This is a genomic window from Thermus caliditerrae (genome assembly GCF_021462525.1).
Classification (GTDB): domain Bacteria; phylum Deinococcota; class Deinococci; order Deinococcales; family Thermaceae; genus Thermus; species Thermus caliditerrae.
The window spans coordinates 21,741-36,313 of the sequence record NZ_JAKEDT010000013.1; the positions used below are offsets into that span (position 1 = coordinate 21,741).

The 14,573-nt window shown below is 65.5% G+C and carries 16 protein-coding genes, 1 tRNA gene and 1 rRNA gene; 11 read left to right on the forward strand and 7 right to left on the reverse strand.

The window, feature by feature from the left end:
• Positions 1-23: 23 nt before the first annotated feature.
• The 3 genes from rrf (at position 24) to moaA (ending at position 1,318) form a co-directional block, all read left to right on the forward strand.
• Positions 24-140 (forward strand): 5S ribosomal RNA (gene rrf, locus L1088_RS07960).
• Positions 141-169: 29 nt separating this feature from the next.
• Positions 170-245, forward strand: a tRNA-Gly gene (locus L1088_RS07965).
• Positions 246-340: 95 nt separating this feature from the next.
• Positions 341-1,318 (forward strand): GTP 3',8-cyclase MoaA, encoded by a 978-nt coding sequence (moaA, locus tag L1088_RS07970; RefSeq protein ID WP_234554459.1) that lies wholly within the window; start codon positions 341-343, stop codon positions 1,316-1,318.
• On the opposite strand, the gene L1088_RS07975 is transcribed toward moaA, so the two are convergent.
• Positions 1,296-2,126 carry a DMT family transporter gene (locus L1088_RS07975; protein WP_234554460.1) on the reverse strand — a complete coding sequence of 277 codons (831 nt, stop codon included), beginning with the start codon at positions 2,124-2,126 and terminating at the stop codon, positions 1,296-1,298. The genes moaA and L1088_RS07975 overlap by 23 nt on opposite strands.
• A 17-nt stretch (positions 2,127-2,143) precedes the next feature.
• Between L1088_RS07975 and L1088_RS07980 the strand changes: the two genes are divergently transcribed.
• The 7 genes from L1088_RS07980 to dusA are packed head-to-tail and all read left to right on the forward strand — an operon-like array spanning position 2,144 to position 7,491.
• Entirely contained in the window at positions 2,144-3,136 is a 993-nt protein-coding gene (locus L1088_RS07980) for a polyprenyl synthetase family protein (RefSeq protein WP_234554461.1), read from the forward strand.
• A gap of 7 nt (positions 3,137-3,143) precedes the next feature.
• Positions 3,144-3,335: a hypothetical protein gene (locus L1088_RS07985; RefSeq protein ID WP_038045369.1), complete on the forward strand. Its 192-nt coding sequence runs from the start codon at positions 3,144-3,146 to the stop codon at positions 3,333-3,335.
• 26 nt (positions 3,336-3,361) lie between these two features.
• Positions 3,362-3,958 carry a hypothetical protein gene (locus tag L1088_RS07990; protein ID WP_234554462.1) on the forward strand — a complete coding sequence of 199 codons (597 nt, stop codon included), beginning with the start codon at positions 3,362-3,364 and terminating at the stop codon, positions 3,956-3,958.
• Position 3,959: 1 nt separating this feature from the next.
• Positions 3,960-4,991, forward strand: a complete 1,032-nt coding sequence (gene ispH / locus L1088_RS07995) for a 4-hydroxy-3-methylbut-2-enyl diphosphate reductase (RefSeq protein ID WP_234554463.1) — start codon at positions 3,960-3,962, stop codon at positions 4,989-4,991.
• 8 nt (positions 4,992-4,999) lie between these two features.
• A complete protein-coding gene (locus tag L1088_RS08000) occupies positions 5,000-5,923 on the forward strand; it encodes a DNA-methyltransferase (RefSeq protein ID WP_234554464.1) in 924 nt (307 codons plus the stop codon).
• Positions 5,920-6,414, forward strand: a complete 495-nt coding sequence (locus L1088_RS08005) for a BglII/BstYI family type II restriction endonuclease (protein ID WP_234554465.1) — start codon at positions 5,920-5,922, stop codon at positions 6,412-6,414. The genes L1088_RS08000 and L1088_RS08005 overlap by 4 nt, the downstream gene beginning before the upstream one ends.
• A 48-nt stretch (positions 6,415-6,462) precedes the next feature.
• Entirely contained in the window at positions 6,463-7,491 is a 1,029-nt protein-coding gene (dusA, locus tag L1088_RS08010; RefSeq protein ID WP_234554466.1) for a tRNA dihydrouridine(20/20a) synthase DusA, read from the forward strand.
• Here the strand turns inward: dusA and L1088_RS08015 are convergent.
• The 6 genes from L1088_RS08015 to glgC are packed head-to-tail and all read right to left on the reverse strand — an operon-like array spanning position 7,387 to position 12,363.
• Complete coding sequence (locus L1088_RS08015) at positions 7,387-8,013, reverse strand: tetratricopeptide repeat protein (RefSeq protein WP_234554467.1); 627 nt, start codon at positions 8,011-8,013, stop codon at positions 7,387-7,389. The genes dusA and L1088_RS08015 overlap by 105 nt on opposite strands.
• A gap of 10 nt (positions 8,014-8,023) precedes the next feature.
• Complete coding sequence (locus L1088_RS08020; RefSeq protein ID WP_234554468.1) at positions 8,024-9,337, reverse strand: glycogen synthase; 1,314 nt, start codon at positions 9,335-9,337, stop codon at positions 8,024-8,026.
• A gap of 7 nt (positions 9,338-9,344) precedes the next feature.
• A complete protein-coding gene (locus L1088_RS08025) occupies positions 9,345-9,731 on the reverse strand; it encodes a gamma-glutamylcyclotransferase family protein (RefSeq protein WP_234554469.1) in 387 nt (128 codons plus the stop codon).
• Positions 9,731-10,402, reverse strand: a complete 672-nt coding sequence (locus L1088_RS08030) for a response regulator transcription factor (protein ID WP_038049294.1) — start codon at positions 10,400-10,402, stop codon at positions 9,731-9,733. The genes L1088_RS08025 and L1088_RS08030 overlap by 1 nt, the downstream gene beginning before the upstream one ends.
• A 27-nt stretch (positions 10,403-10,429) precedes the next feature.
• Positions 10,430-11,116: a SagB/ThcOx family dehydrogenase gene (locus L1088_RS08035; RefSeq protein WP_234554470.1), complete on the reverse strand. Its 687-nt coding sequence runs from the start codon at positions 11,114-11,116 to the stop codon at positions 10,430-10,432.
• A 2-nt stretch (positions 11,117-11,118) separates the two neighbouring features.
• Complete coding sequence (gene glgC, locus L1088_RS08040; RefSeq protein WP_234554471.1) at positions 11,119-12,363, reverse strand: glucose-1-phosphate adenylyltransferase; 1,245 nt, start codon at positions 12,361-12,363, stop codon at positions 11,119-11,121.
• A gap of 69 nt (positions 12,364-12,432) precedes the next feature.
• On the opposite strand from glgC, the gene L1088_RS08045 reads away from it, so the two are divergent.
• Positions 12,433-14,526 carry an AAA family ATPase gene (locus tag L1088_RS08045; RefSeq protein ID WP_234554472.1) on the forward strand — a complete coding sequence of 698 codons (2,094 nt, stop codon included), beginning with the start codon at positions 12,433-12,435 and terminating at the stop codon, positions 14,524-14,526.
• Positions 14,527-14,573: the final 47 nt, after the last annotated feature.

The following is a 14,573-nucleotide window of genomic DNA, read 5'->3' on the forward strand; positions in this document are numbered from 1 at the left end:
TTGAAAGGCAAAACATGAGAATCCCCCGTGCCCATAGCGGCGTGGAACCACCCGTTCCCATTCCGAACACGGAAGTGAAACGCGCCAGCGCCGATGGTACTGGGACCGCAGGGTCCTGGGAGAGTAGGTCGGTGCGGGGGATTTTTTCTACGCGCCGCGTGTGGCGCGTGCGGGAGTAGCTCAGTTGGTAGAGCACGACCTTGCCAAGGTCGGGGTCGCGGGTTCAAGTCCCGTCTCCCGCTCCACCTCCAGCCCCCAGGCATTAGCCTGGGGGCTTTGTTTTTTCCTCCCTTGCCCTTTAGCTTAGGCCGTAGTAGGGTGGCCCAAAGGGGGAAAGGGCATGAAGCTACTGGACAACTACGGGCGTATTATCAAAGACCTTCGCATCTCCGTTACCCCCCGGTGCAACCTGCACTGCCTTTACTGCCACCCCCTGGGCCTGGAGATGGCCGAGCCCCCAGGCACGCTAACGGTGCAGGAAGTGGATCACTTCCTCGAGGCCGCCTCTCTTCTGGGCCTTTCCGCGGTGCGCTTCACCGGCGGGGAACCCTTGGTGCGCAAGGAGCTACCCCAGATGATTGAACGGGCGCGGAGCAAGGAGGGCATTGAGGACGTGGCCATCACCACCAATGGCCTGCTCTTTGCCAAGCGGGCCAAGGAGCTGGTCCAGGCGGGCCTCAACCGGGTGAACATCTCCTTGGACGCCATCACCCCCGAGGTCTTCACCCGCATCACCCGGGGCGGGAAGGTGGAGCGGGTGCTGGAGGCCATAGAAACCGCCTTGGAGCTGGGCCTCCACCCGGTAAAGCTCAACGCCGTGATCATCCGGGGGATGAACGAGGAGGAGGTGGTGCCCCTGGCCCGCCTCTCCCTGGAGCGCCCTTTGCACGTGCGCTACATCGAGTACATGCACCTGGACAACTCCGACCCCGAGGAGTACCGCCGCCGTTTCGTGTCCGGGAAGGAGATCCGGGCCCGCATCGAGGCGGTCTTCGGCACCCTGGAGCCCGTCCCCCACGACCCTACCTCCCCAGCCCGGGTCTTCCGAATCCCGGGGGCGGTGGGCACCCTGGGGTTCATCAACCCCGTCACCGAGCCCTTTTGCAGCAACTGCTCCCGGCTTCGCCTCACTTCCGACAAAAAGCTCCGGCCTTGCCTGCTCACCGACCTGGAGATGGACATCTCCTGGGCCTTCGCCGCCGAAGAGCCGGTGGAGGCCCTGGTGGACGCCATCCTCATCGCCACCAACCGCAAGCCCGCCTTCGGCAACACCCTGCCCACCCTAAGGAAACGGGTCATGTTGGGGATCGGCGGATAGCCTGCAAAGTGGCCAAGACCACCAGGACGGCTCCCAAGAACCCCGTTATTCCGAGCCTTTCCCCCAGGACAAGAAAGGCAAAGAGGGTGGCCCACACAGGCTCCAGGGTGTAGAGGATGGCGGCCTGGGGGGCGGGAACGTACTTCTGCCCCCAGGTCTGGAGCCAAGTGGTGAGGGCGGTGGCCGCCACCCCCAGGTAAAGCACCGCCCCCCAGGGCACCCCTTCCAGGAAAACTCCCTCCCAAAGGGCCCAGGGAAGGGCCAGCAAAGCAGTGCCGAAGACCTGCACCGCAGTAAGGGGCAAGGAGGGAAAGACCTTGGCGTGGACCTCGAGGCGCACGATGTAGAGGGCGTAGGTGAGGGCGGTGAGCAGGGTCCAGAGGTCCCCCACGTTGAGGGGGGGCTGGCGGGAATCGTAGGAGAGGAGCCCCACCCCCAGGAAGGCCAAAAAAGCGGCCAGCCACACCGGACCCAGCCGCCGGCCCGCCACGCTCAGGAGAAGGGGCACGAAGACCACGTTTAGAGCAGTGATGAAAGCGCTTCGGCTCGCCGAGGTGTACATGAGGCCCACGGCCTGAGAGGCGTAGCCCAAAAGGAGCCAGAAGGCCAGCTCCAGCCCCGGGCCCCACACCCCCTTGGGCAGGCGAAAAGTCCAGGGCAGGAAGAAGAGGCTGGCCAAGAAAAAGCGGAGGAGGACCAGAAGGCTTGGGGCCATCTCCGCCACCGCCCCCTTCACCACCACGAAGGTGGTGCCCCAAAGGAGGGTGAGCAGGTTGAGGGCCAGGAGGCCCAAGGCGTAGCCGCGCATGGCCTAAAGTGTATAGCATGACGCCGCCGCCCGAAGAAGTGAAAAGTGCCCTTCACGCTCGCCTTCTCGCCCACCTCTCCCACCCGGACCCCCAGTACCAGGCCCTCCTGCGGGACTACCCCGCCCGCGGGGGCAAGATGCTCCGGGGCCTGCTTGCGGTCTACGCCGGCCTGGCCCACGGAGCCCCTTGGGAAGCCGCTTTGCTGGCGGGGACTGCCCTGGAGCTTTTCCAAAACTGGGTCCTGGTACACGACGACATAGAGGACGGCTCCGAGGAGCGCCGAAACCGCCCGGCCTTGCACCGCCTCTACCCTATGCCCCTGGCCCTGAACGCGGGGGACGCCCTCCACGGGGAGATGTGGGGCCTCCTGTGGCGGGGCGTGCAGGAGGGGCTTCTGGAGCCCGCCGTTCTGGGGGAGTTCTACGAGGTGGTGCGCCGCACCGCCTACGGGCAGCACCTGGACCTCCTTTGGACCCTTTCGGGTCGCCTGGACCTCACCCCCGAGGACTACTTCCGCATGGTGGAGCACAAGGCCGCTTACTACACCGCCGTGGCCCCCCTGAGGCTTGGGGCCTTGCTGGCGGGTAAAACACCTCCGGCCCTCTACGAGGAGGCGGGGCTCAAGCTGGGGGTCGCCTTCCAGATCGTGGACGACGTCCTCAACCTGGAAGGCAGCGAGGCCTACGGCAAAGAGCGGGCAGGGGACCTCTACGAGGGCAAGCGCACCCTCATCCTGCTCCGCTTTTTGCGGGAAGCCCCCGCGGAGGACCGGGTGAGGGCGGAAGCCCTCCTCCGCTTGCCCCGGGAGGCCAAACCCGAGGCCGAGGTGCGCTGGCTTTGGGAGAGGCTCTTGGACTCCGGGGCCGTGGCCTGGGCCAAGGAGGTGGCCCACCGCCTGCTGGCCGAGGGCCAAAAGGCCCTGCTTCCCGCCTTGGAAAGCTTGCCCAACGGGGAAGCCGCGAGCCTCCTCCAAGGCCTCCTCGCCGCCTTGGTGGAACGCCAGGCATAATGGGACCATGCAGGGCGTGCGCTTCAAGGTCATCACCGGGAACGATCCCGACATATTTCAAGAAAGGCTCAACCGCTTCGTCCAAGACCTCCCCGAGAACGTGGTTCTGGTGGACGTGAAGTTCGCCGTAACCGAAGGGCCCTCTCCCCTCTTCGCCGCCTTGGTGCAGTACAAGGAAGTGGAGGCCTGGAGGGATTGACCTCCAGTCGGCTGAGAGGAACCCTCATGGATGAAGCCCTGGCTTTTCTCTTCTTCCTTGCCCTGCGGGGAGAAGCCAAGCGGGAGGAGGTGCGGGCCCGCTTTCCCCGTCTGGTGTCCATCCTGCGTCGCCTGAAGGACGAGGTGGAGGCCCGGGGGGAAACCTTTCGGCTAGGAAAGCCCTTGCGCCTCTCCTGGTTCGGCCCCTTGTTCCAGGAGGCGTATTCCCCCCTTCTTTCGGAACCGGAGCGGAGCCTGGCCCTGGAGAGGCTCCTCGAGGCCGCCCACCTTTCCGCGGAAGCAGGGGAACCCCTAGTGGAGGGGGAAGGGCTGATCCAAGCCGCCCGCGCCTTCCAGGAAGGAAGCCAAGCCCTCTTAGGAGGCGCCTACCGGGAGGCCCTCCACCGCTACGGGGAGGGCCTAGGGCTTTTGGAAAAGGAAGGCCTCCCCTTCCCCGCCACCGCCTTAGCCCTCCTGGCCCTGGCCCAGGAGGGCTTCCGCCCCAGGGGCAAGGGGCGGGAAACCGCCAAGAAGGCCTTGGAGCGGGCCAGAACCCCCTTCGCCCGTCGGCTGGCCGAGGAACTCCTAGCCCAGGCCACCAAGGAAAGGAAGCCCGGGGCCTAGAATGGAGGGCATGGACATGGGGCTTGAACGCCTCTATCTGGCCCGGCCCCGGGGGTTCTGCGCCGGGGTGGTGATGGCCATCGAGGCGGTGGAGCGCTGGGCGGAGGCGCTGAAGGAGGAAGGGGAGCTTGTGGTCTACCACGAGATCGTTCACAACCGCTCCGTGGTGGAGCGCCTCCGGGCCAAGGGGGTGCACTTTGTGGAGGACCTCAAGGAAGTGGAAGCGCTCCGCCGGGAGCGGCCCCTGGCGGGCACCCTGGTCTTTTCCGCCCACGGCCACCCCCCGGCGGTGCGCCGCCAGGCGGCGGAGATGGGCCTGAGGGTCCTGGACGCCACCTGCCCCCTGGTGACCAAGGTGCACAGCGAAGCAAGGCGCTATGCCCAGGAGGGGTACTGGATCCTTCTGGTGGGGGACTCTGCCGATCACCAGGAGGTGAAGGGCACCTACGGGGAAGCCCCGGACCGGACCCTCCTGGTGGCGGTGCACACCCATGTGGGCAAGGATCCCCGCCTGGCCGATCCCAACACCGTGGAGGTGCCGGACCCGGAGAGGGTGGTAGTCCTCACCCAGACCACCTTGAGCGTGGACGACACCCTGGCCACCATCGAGATCCTGAAAAGGCGCTTTCCCAAGCTGGTGGTTCCCTCCCGAAAGGACCTCTGCTACGCCACCCAAAACCGCCAGGAAGCGGTGAAGCGCATCGCCCCCAAGGTGGACCTCTTTCTGGTTCTCACCAGCCCCCACTCCTCCAACGGCATGCGCCTTTTGGAACTGGCCCAAAGCCTCACGGGAAGGGCCTACCGGCTGGAGACCGCCAAGGACCTAAAGGAGGAGTGGCTCCTGGGGGCCAGGAGCGCGGGCGTCACCTCCGCCGCCAGCACCCCCGAGGACCTGGTGGAGGAGCTGGTGGCCCTCCTGAAGGCCAAGAACCCGGGGCTTGAGGTGGTGGAGGAGGGGGAGTGGGAGGATATCAGCTTCCGAATGCCCAGGCTAAAAGAGCCAGAGGAAGTTCTTCAAGAGGAAGTAAAATGAGTGTGGGGATGGAGCTGGTCGTCAAGGATACATTTGACCCTGATGCGCACGCTGTTATTTACTCGGGAGATTGCCTGGAGTTATTGGCGCAAGTACCTGACGCCTCCATAGCCCTCGTAATCACCTCGCCTCCTTACAACATCGGCAAGCCTTATGAGGATCGCACCGACCTTGAAGCCTACCTCTCGTGGCAGGAGCGGGTAATCCAGGAAGCCGTGCGTATCATCAAGCCCACCGGAAGCTTGGTGTGGCAGGTGGGTAACTACGTGGAGAACGGCGAGATACTGCCTCTGGATATTCTCCTCTATCCCATCTTCAAGCGACAGGGTTTACAGCTTCGCAACCGCATTGTCTGGGCCTTCGAACACGGCCTTCACGCAAAGCGTCGTTTCTCCGGACGTTACGAGGTAGCGCTGTGGCTCACCAAAAGCGAAACATACACTTTCCACTTGGACAGAGTGCGGGTTCCACAGAAGTATCCCAACAAGCGCCACTTTAAAGGACCCAAAAAAGGGCAAATCTCAAGCAATCCGCTTGGGAAGAACCCTGGCGACGTGTGGATTTTCCCAAATGTGAAAGCCAACCACGTAGAAAAGACAGCCCACCCAGCGCAGTTCCCGGTCGAGCTTGTAGAACGCTTCGTGCTAGCTCTCACGGAAGAAGAGGACTGGGTTTTGGATCCTTTTGGGGGCTCTGGAACTACATTAATTGCTGCTTTAATGCATAGAAGAAAGGGGGCTATGGCTGAGATCCTACCCGACTATGTAACTATCGCCAAGCAGCGCCTCCGCGACGCTTGGGATGGTCGCTTACGAGTCCGACCCATGGAAAGAGAAGTATACGATCCGTCGGGAAAGGCAGTCTATATACCCCCCAAGGTTGTCGATCTAAGGGCTGTTTGGGTTCCTCCTCTCTTCTCGGAGGCGCAATGAAAATCGCCTACGAATATTCCCACTTAGGGGGCAAAGAAATTCTTCAAATTCGCTTTCCAGGGATACTGGGGGAAATTTATGAGGTCATTGCGAGTGTTAAAGCTACGCGTGCGAAAGTCAGCAAAGAAAAATCTAAAAAGGGTAGGCTTCTTTATGCTCCCAAGGAAATGAATCGGGCCTTTAAAAACGCCTTTCATGAAAAGGGGTTTCGAGAACTCAAGGATTTTTACGATATTGTCTTACCAGGAAATTCGCACCCAGTCATCAAGGGCGCATACAAACAGATTGATTTTGTTAAGGACAAAGTCTTAGTAGAGGTGCAGTTCGGCAAATACGCTTTTATGTTTTACGACATGGCCAAGTTCCAGTATTTTTTCAACGAAAGTAAGGCAGAGGTGGGCGTGGAAATCGTCCCCGCCCACGCACTCCATAAAAAATGTCATCCGGTGTCGCTTATGGTGAGCAACTTGTTTACGACATCGAGCGACTGAAGCGACATTTTCCAGCAGTGCCCGTGCACATCATCCTTATAGACGCTGATGAATGACTTCCGCCTTTCCGTGGCCCCCATGGTGGACCGCACGGACCGCCATTTCCGCTTCCTGGTCCGCCAGGTGAGCCGAGGGGTGCGGCTCTACACCGAGATGGTGGTGGACCAAGGGGTGCTGCGGGGCAACCGAAAGCGGCTCCTCGCCTTCCGCCCGGAGGAGCACCCCATCGCCCTGCAGCTGGCGGGCTCGGACCCCAAGGACCTGGCGGAGGCCGCCCGCATTGGGGAAGCCTTGGGCTACGACGAGGTGAACCTGAACCTGGGCTGCCCCTCGGAGAAGGCCCAGGAAGGCGGCTTCGGCGCCTGCCTCCTCCAAGACCCCAACCGGGTAGCGGAGATCCTAAAGGCCATGGTGGGGGCGGTGCGGGTGCCGGTTTCCGCCAAGATGCGCCTGGGCCTCGAGGGCCAGGAAACCTATCCCCAGCTGGCCCGCATGGTGGAGCGCTTCGCCGAAGCCGGGGTGAGGGTGTTCATCGTCCACGCCCGGAGCGCCCTCCTGGCCTTCTCCACGAAGGCCAACCGGGAGGTGCCCCCCCTGCGGCACGGCTGGGTGCACCAGCTCAAGCGGGACTTCCCCCACCTGACCCTGGTGCTGAACGGGGGAGTGCGCACCCTGGAGGAAGCCCTGGCCCACCTGGCGCGGGTGGACGGGGTGATGATGGGCCGGGCAGTCTACGAGGACCCCTTTGTCCTGGCGGAAGCCGACCGCCGGGTGTTCGGCCTGGAGCGGCGGCCAAGCCGCCTCGAGGTGGCCCGGCGCATGCGGGCCTACCTGGAGGAGGAGATGGAGCAGGGGACGCCCCCCTGGGCCGTGCTCCGGCACATGCTGAACCTCTTCCGGGGACAGCCCGGGGGACGGCTTTGGCGGCGCCTCCTCTCGGAGGGGCGCTCCCTGGAAGCCCTGGACCAGGCCCTAGGGCTTCTTGAGAAGCAGGTAAGCCAGGAGGGTGAGGAGGAAAACCCAGGCCCAAAGGGGCACCCGCAGGCGGCGCTGGGCCTTGCCCGTGAGGGGGTCTAGGGGAGCGGAAGGGCGCATCTTGAGCCGGGTGGCCCGCTTCATGTGGGCCACCATCTTGTCCAGGTCCCCCTTCCGCTTGTACAAGGCGGCCAGGTTCTCGTGGACCAGGGGGTCCTCTGGGGCCAGCTTCAGGGCCCTCTGGTAGAGGTCCAACGCCGCCTCCAACTCCCCCCGCTCCTGGTAGAGGTTGGCCAGGTTGGTGAGGGCCCGGTGGTGCTCGGGGTCCAGGGAAAGCGCTTTCTGGAAGCGGGCCTCGGCCTCCTCCCGCCTCCCCTCCCCCACCGCCTTCACCCCGAGGACCACTTCCCTCTCCGCAGCAAAGAGGGGGTCTTCCAGGCGCCCGGGGTCCTCCGCCAAAAAGGCAAGCCCCTCCAAAAGCCTTTCCCGGAGCTCCCCGGAAAACCCCTCCGCATAAGCCTGGGCCCCCGCGTAGTCCTTTCGCCGCAGGAGGCCGAGGAAGTGAAGGAGGGCCTGGGCCTCGAGGTCCCCGGCCAGGGCCTTGGCCTTCAGCTCCGGCACCATCCCCCCCATCCTAGCCCAGGGCCCGGCGGTAGACCTCCAGGTACCGGGGGGCGCTCCTGCCCCAGGAGAAGTCCTTCTCCATGCCCCTAAGGCCCAGCTCCTCCGCCCCCAGGCGGAAGAGGCGCAGGACGCCGTAAAGGAGACCCTCCGGGTGGTAGCTCTGGAAAAGCACCCCTGTTCTTCCGTCCTCCACCGTGTCCTTCAAGCCCCCCACCGCCCGGGCCACGGGAGGGGTGCCGTAGCGCTGGGCGATCATCTGCACCAGGCCACAGGGCTCAAAGCGGCTGGGGACCAAGAGGGCGTCTGCCCCCGCATAGGCCAAGCGGGCCAAGGCCTCGTCGTAGGCTTCCACAAAGCGCACGAAGCCGGGATTTTCCTCCTCCACCTGCCTGAGGGCCTGCGCTATGCCCTCGTCCCCCACCCCCTGGACCAACAGGTAAAAGCCCAGCTCCTTCAAGCGGGGAACCGCCTTCAGGATGAGGTCCAGGCCCTTTTGCCCGTCCAACCGGCCCACGTAGGCGAGGAGGGGTTCCCTAAGCCCGGTGCGCTCCTGTAGGGCTTCCTTGGCCTGGGCCTTGCCGGAGGGGTCCTCCCGGGAGTAGGGGGTGGGGAGGTAAGGGTCCCGGGCCGGGTCAAAGACCTCGGTATCCAGGCCGTTGAGGATGCCGAAAAGCTTGCCCTTATGGCGCCTCAGGACCCCATCCAGCCCCATGCCGAACCCCGGGGTCTGGATCTCCTCGGCATACGAGGGGCTCACCGTGGTAACGGCCCTGGCGAAGACGATGCCCCCCTTCATCAGGTTCACCTGGCCGTAGAACTCCAGGGCCTCCATGTGAAAAAGGCTCCAAGGAAGCCCCGTCCAGTGGAAGAAGAGTGGGGGGTCCACCAGACCCTGGTGGGCCAGGTTGTGGATGGTGTAGACGGTGGGCACCAAAAGGGGCAGGAGGGCCGCGGTCCAGTCGTGGGCGTGGACCAGGTCAAACCCCCGCGCCACCTCCGCTGCCCCCAGGGCGAAGCGCAGGTAGCGCTCGGCGTCGTCGGGGTAGCCGTAGACCCGCTCCCGGTCAAACCCCTCCACCCCCAGGAGGAGGAAGCGCACCCCCCCCTCCACCCGCTCCCCCAGGGGGGCCCGGGCCTCCTTGCCGGCGAAGCGGTAGACCACCTCCCCCACCCCTTGGGCCTCGAGGCCCCGGTGCCAGGGCAGGAGAACCGCTGCCTCCACCCCCAGGGGCCTGAGGGCCTTGGGCAAGGCCCCCACCACGTCGGCCAGCCCCCCCACCTTCACCAGGGGGTAGGCCTCGGGGGCCACCATGAGAACCCGCATGGGGGCATCATACCCCCGGGGCCGCCTCGCTCCACACCCCCCCGGGGACGGGCAGCGCCCCCTCCAGCGTTCCCAGGTACAGGTAAGCCCAGACGGCAAGGGGCCCTTCCTCGGTGGCCACCTGGACCCGCACCCGGCGGTACTCCACCCCTTCCTCCTCCAGCTCGTCCAGAAGGGAAAGGGCCTCCGCGGGCAGGAAGAGCACCTCCCCGTACACCCTCCCCTCCCCAGGAACCATTCCCGGGTAAGGGTAGGGGCGGCTAGGCCCCTCCTTCAGGTGGTACAGGCGAAACCCCTCCACGTGCCCGGGCAAGGCCTTCACCACCCGCCCCTCCACCAAGGGGTGGTTCCGCTCCCCCCGCTTCAGGGTGCCGTAGGCGAAGACCGCCTCCATCACTCCCCGAGGAAGCGGTAGCCCAAGCCCACCACGGTCTCGATGAACCGGGGGGCATGGGGGTCGTCCTTGAGCTTCTTGCGCAGGAGGCGGACGTAGGCGTCCACCACCCTTTCCGAGCCCTCGAACTCTGGCCCCCAGACCCGATCCAGAAGCTCCTCCCGGGTGAAGACCCGGCCCGGGGTCTGGGCCAGGGCCAGGAGAAGGTTCATCTCGGTGGCGGAAAGCTTAAGGGGCTCCCCCTCCAGGTAGGCCTTGCGCCCCTCGAGGTCCAGCTCCAAAGGACCAAAGCGCCGCCTACCCTCCTTGCCCGCCCGGCGGAGCAGGGCCCGGATGCGGGCCAGGAGTTCCTTCAGGGAGAAGGGCTTGCCCAAATAGTCGTCCGCCCCCTCCAAAAGGCCCTCCACCCGGCTGTCCTCGTCGGCCTTGCCGGTGAGGAGCAAAACCGGGAGCACCGGGTCCAGGGCCCGCAAGGACTTGAGGACCTCCAGGCCCTCGAGGTCCGGCAGGCCCCGGTCCAGGACCACCAGGTCCGGTTTCTCCCGCCAGGCCTCCTCCAGGGCCTCCCGCCCGGTGCGCACCCACACCACCCGCAACCCCTCTTTTTCCAGGTAGCGCCTAACCAAATCCCCCACCTGAGCGTCGTCCTCCACCAAGAGAATGTGCGCCATAAATGCTTCCCCGAATACCTCCAGCGCTTAACGCCCTAGGATGACCACCACCGCGGGATACTCGCCCTCGGGCAACCGCAACAGCCGGGCCACCGCCTCGTCGTAAAAGGTTTCCGCGGGATAAGCCCCAAGCCCTTGGCCCGTGGCCGCAAGGAGGACCAGGCCCGCAGCATAGCCCGCCTCCAAAAGAGCATACCGGTATCCCCTAAGGCCAAACAAGGCCTCGCTCCGCTCCGGCACCAGGGTCAGCACCAGCAAGGCCGCCGCCCGCTCCAGGGAAAGCCCCATGAGGGCTTCGTTCCAGGCTTCGTCCTCCACCTTCCCCCCAAGCTGGAAAAGCTGGTGCTCCTTGGGAAAGTAGTGGTAAAGGCCGGGGAAGACCCCCTCCACCCGGCGCACCACCAGGTAGGCCTCGAGGGGGTAGGCCTCCCCCGCGGAGGGAAAGCCCCGCGCCCCGCCCCGCTCCGCCAAGGGTAAGAGCACCTGGGAGAGGTCGTTGAGGGTCAGGGCGGAACCCACCTCGGGCAGGGCCGGCCAAAGGCGGGCCAGGGCCCGGAAAAGGGGCGGCCCCCCTTCCCCCCGCAAGGGGGGCAGGGCCTGGGTCTCCAAGGGGTTGGCGTAGACCTTGGCCCGGGGCTTGCGCTTTAGGGGGAGCTGATCCTCGGGGGTAAGGCGGGAAAGCCGGTAGAAGAGCTTCCCGGGGTGTTTGTCCATGGCTAGAAGCGGTAGCTCTTGGGCACCACCACCACGCCCTCCGGGGTCACGGTGAAGCCCCGGGCGCGGTCGGCCTCGAGGTCGTAGCCGATCTCGGTGTGAGGGGGGATCTTCACGTTCTTGTCGATGATGGCGTTCCTTATGCGGCAGTAGCGGCCCACCTCCACGTCGTCAAAGAGGACGGAGCGCTCCACCAGGCTGTAGGAGTTCACCCGTACCCGCCGGAAGAGGACGGACTCCCGCACCGTCCCCCCGCTCACGATAACCCCCCCGGCCAGGAGGCTGTTGAGGGCCCGGCCCACCCTTTCCCCCGTTTCGTGCACGAACTTGGCCGGGGGGCTGAAGAGGTTGGCGGTCCTGAGGGGCCACTCGGGGTTGAAAAGGTCGAACTCGGGAATGACCTTGACCAGGTCCATACTGGCCTCAAAGTAGGCGTCCAAGGTGCCCACGTCCCGCCAGTAGAGGTTGGGGCCCTCCTGGCCGGGAATGGGGTTGCGGTGGAAGTCGTAGGCAAAGACCCGGTAACCCTCCTTGAGGGCCTTGGGGATCACGTCCTTGCCGAAATCGTGGCTGGAAGCCTCGTCCCTGGCGTCGGCCTCCAGGAGCTCAAAGAGGGCCTCGGTGCAGAAGATGTAATTGCCCATGGAGGCCAGGGCCAGGTGGGGCTTGTTGGGCAGGGGCTTGGGGCTTTTGGGCTTTTCCTGGAACTCGGTGATGCGCCACTCCTCGTCCACCTGGAGGACGCCGAAGCGGGAGGCCTCGGCCACGGACACGGGGTAGGCGGCGATGGTGATGTCCGCCCGCTTCTCGTAGTGGTACTCCACCATGTGGCGCACGTTCATCTTGAAGATGTGGTCCCCCCCAAAGATGGCTACCGCAGTGGGGGCGTGGTTTTGCACCAGGTGCAGGTTCTGGTAGATGGCGTCGGCGGTGCCGCGGTACCAAACGGGACCCAGCTCCTCGTAGCGGTACATCTGGGCGGGTACCAGGAGGATGAAGTGGTCCTCCAGAAAAGCGCCGAAGCGCCAGTAGCGCTGGATGTGCTCGGTGAGGGACTGCGCCTTGAACTGGGTGAGGACGTAGATGGAGTAGATGCCGGAGTTCACGAAATTGTTGAGCACGAAGTCAATGATGCGGTACTTGGCCCCAAAGGGCACCGCGGGCTTGGCCCGCTTGGCGGTGAGGGGGTAGAGGCGGCTCCCCTGCCCTCCCGCCAGGATCATGCCCAGAACCTCCACCTTGACCATGAAATCCCTCCTTTGTGGGGTAGTTTACCCCAAGCCCTTGGGGGCATACGTCCGGGTATAGTGAACCCGATGCGGGTTCCCGATCTGCGTTGGTTCACCCCGCCCACGACGCCCAAGCCCGCGCCTCCCTTTTTCGGCCAGGAGCGGGCCCTTAGGGCCCTCGAGGCCGCCTTCCGTCAGGGAGGCCACGGCTACCTGGTAGGCCCAAGCGGGCTGGGAAAGCGAAAGCGGCTCCTGGCCTATCTGGAAGGGCGCCCCTTTCCCAAGGAGGAGCTGGTCTACCTGCCCCTGGGAGAGGAAGCCTTTCCCCTCCTCCTCCCCCAGGGGGAGGGGCGGGCCCTCCTGGAGGGGGTGGAGGCCCTCTTGGCCGAGTTCACCCCGGCCCTCTTCCGGGAGCGAGGCTTCCTCTACGCCAAAAACCTGGTGGAGGCGCGCTACGAGAAGGAGGCGGAGGCCCTGCTCAAGGGCTTGGCCGAGGAAGCCGAAGGCTACGGCTTCACCCTCTTGGAGGAAGAGGAGGGGATCAAGCTCTCCGGCAAGGGCCCCCTGCCCCCGGAGCTTTCCGCCAAGCTGGAGGAGACCGTCTTGGCCTATGTGGACGCCGGGCAGAAGGCCCAAGCTGAGGTGGCCGCCCTCAGGCGGGGCTTCGCCGAGCGCTTCCTCCTGCCCAAGGCCCAGGAGCTCAAGGGCCGCTTCCCCCAGGCCGGGCGCTACCTGGACTGGCTTTTGGAAACTCTCCTGCGGGCCGCGGCGCTGGAGGAGGAGTTAGAGCTGGGAAAGCTTCTGCCCCGCCTCCTGGTGGAGGGAGGCCCCCGGCTGGTCTACGAGCCCAACCCCAGCCCGGAGAGGCTTTTGGGCCACCTGGAGTACGAGGTGCGGGAGGGCGCCCTCTCCACCCACCTGGGCCTCTTACGCCCTGGGGCGCTGCACCGCGCCCTGGGGGGGGTGCTGGTCCTGGAAGCCCACCGGGTGTGGGAGCTGGGGAGCTATGCCCTCCTGAAGCGGGCCTTGGCCACAAAAGAGGTGGAGCCCCTCTCCCCCAGGCCCGAGGTCAAAGGCCCCAGGCTCAAGCCCGCCCCCCTCAAGGCCCAGGTCTTCCTGGTGGGGCCGCCGGAGGTCATCGCCTTTTTGGAGGAGGACGAGGAGTTTTTGGAGCTCTTTCCCTTCCGCGTGGAGTTCAGCCCGGAACTTCCCTACACCGAGGAGAACGTGGCCTACCTGGGGGGATTTTTGCAAGCCGAGGGGGTGGCGCTAACCCCTGAGGGCCTGGCAGCCCTGGCGGACGAGGCCCGGCGGTGGGTAGGGCACCGGGAGCGGCTGGACGCCAGGCTTTACCGCCTTTTGGACCTGGCCGGGGAAGCCTCGGCCCTGAAGCGCCCCCTGGACCGGAAGGCGGTGGAGGAGGCCCTCCGGGCCCGGGAGGAGCGGTTTGGCCTGGAGGAGGAGCTCTATCTCCAGGACCTGAAGGAAGGGGTGGTGGCCCTCGAGGTCCAAGGGGAGCGGGTGGGGGAGGTGAACGGCCTGGTGGTGGTGGAAGGGCCCGTGCCCGCAGGCCGTCCCGTGCGCATCACCGCCCAGGCGGGCCCTGGAAGGGAGGGCATCCTCTCCATCGACCGGGAGGTGGGCCTGGGGGGCCAGGTCTTCCACAAGGCCGTCCTCACCCTGGCCGGGTACCTCCGGGGCACCTACGCCAGCGTGGGAGCCCTCTCTGCCACGGTGAGCCTGGTCTTTGAGCAGAGCTACGGGGGGATCGAGGGGGACTCCGCGGGGCTTGCCGAGCTTTTGGCGGTGCTTTCCGCCATCTCCGGCCTCCCCCTGAGGCAGGACCTGGCGGTCACCGGGAGCCTGGACCAGACCGGCCGGGTCTTGGCCGTGGGCCGGGTGGCGGAGAAGGTGGAGGGGTTTTACCGGGTGTGCCAAGCCCTGGGCCTTACCGGCACCCAAGGGGTAGTCCTCCCCAGGGCCAACCTGCCCCACCTCACCCTGCGCCAGGAGGTGGTGGAGGCGGTGGAAAGGGGCCACTTCCACCTCTATGCGGTGGAGGAGGTGGACGAGGCCATCGAGCTCCTCTTCGGCCGCAAGGCCTACTGGGTGCACGAGAAGGTGCGAGAGGTGCTGGCCCACTTCCAAAGCCTGGAAAACGGCGAGGGCGAAAAGGGCTAAGTATCCACAAGCTGAAGCGGCGCGCCCATGCTTTTTGGGGTCCCCGC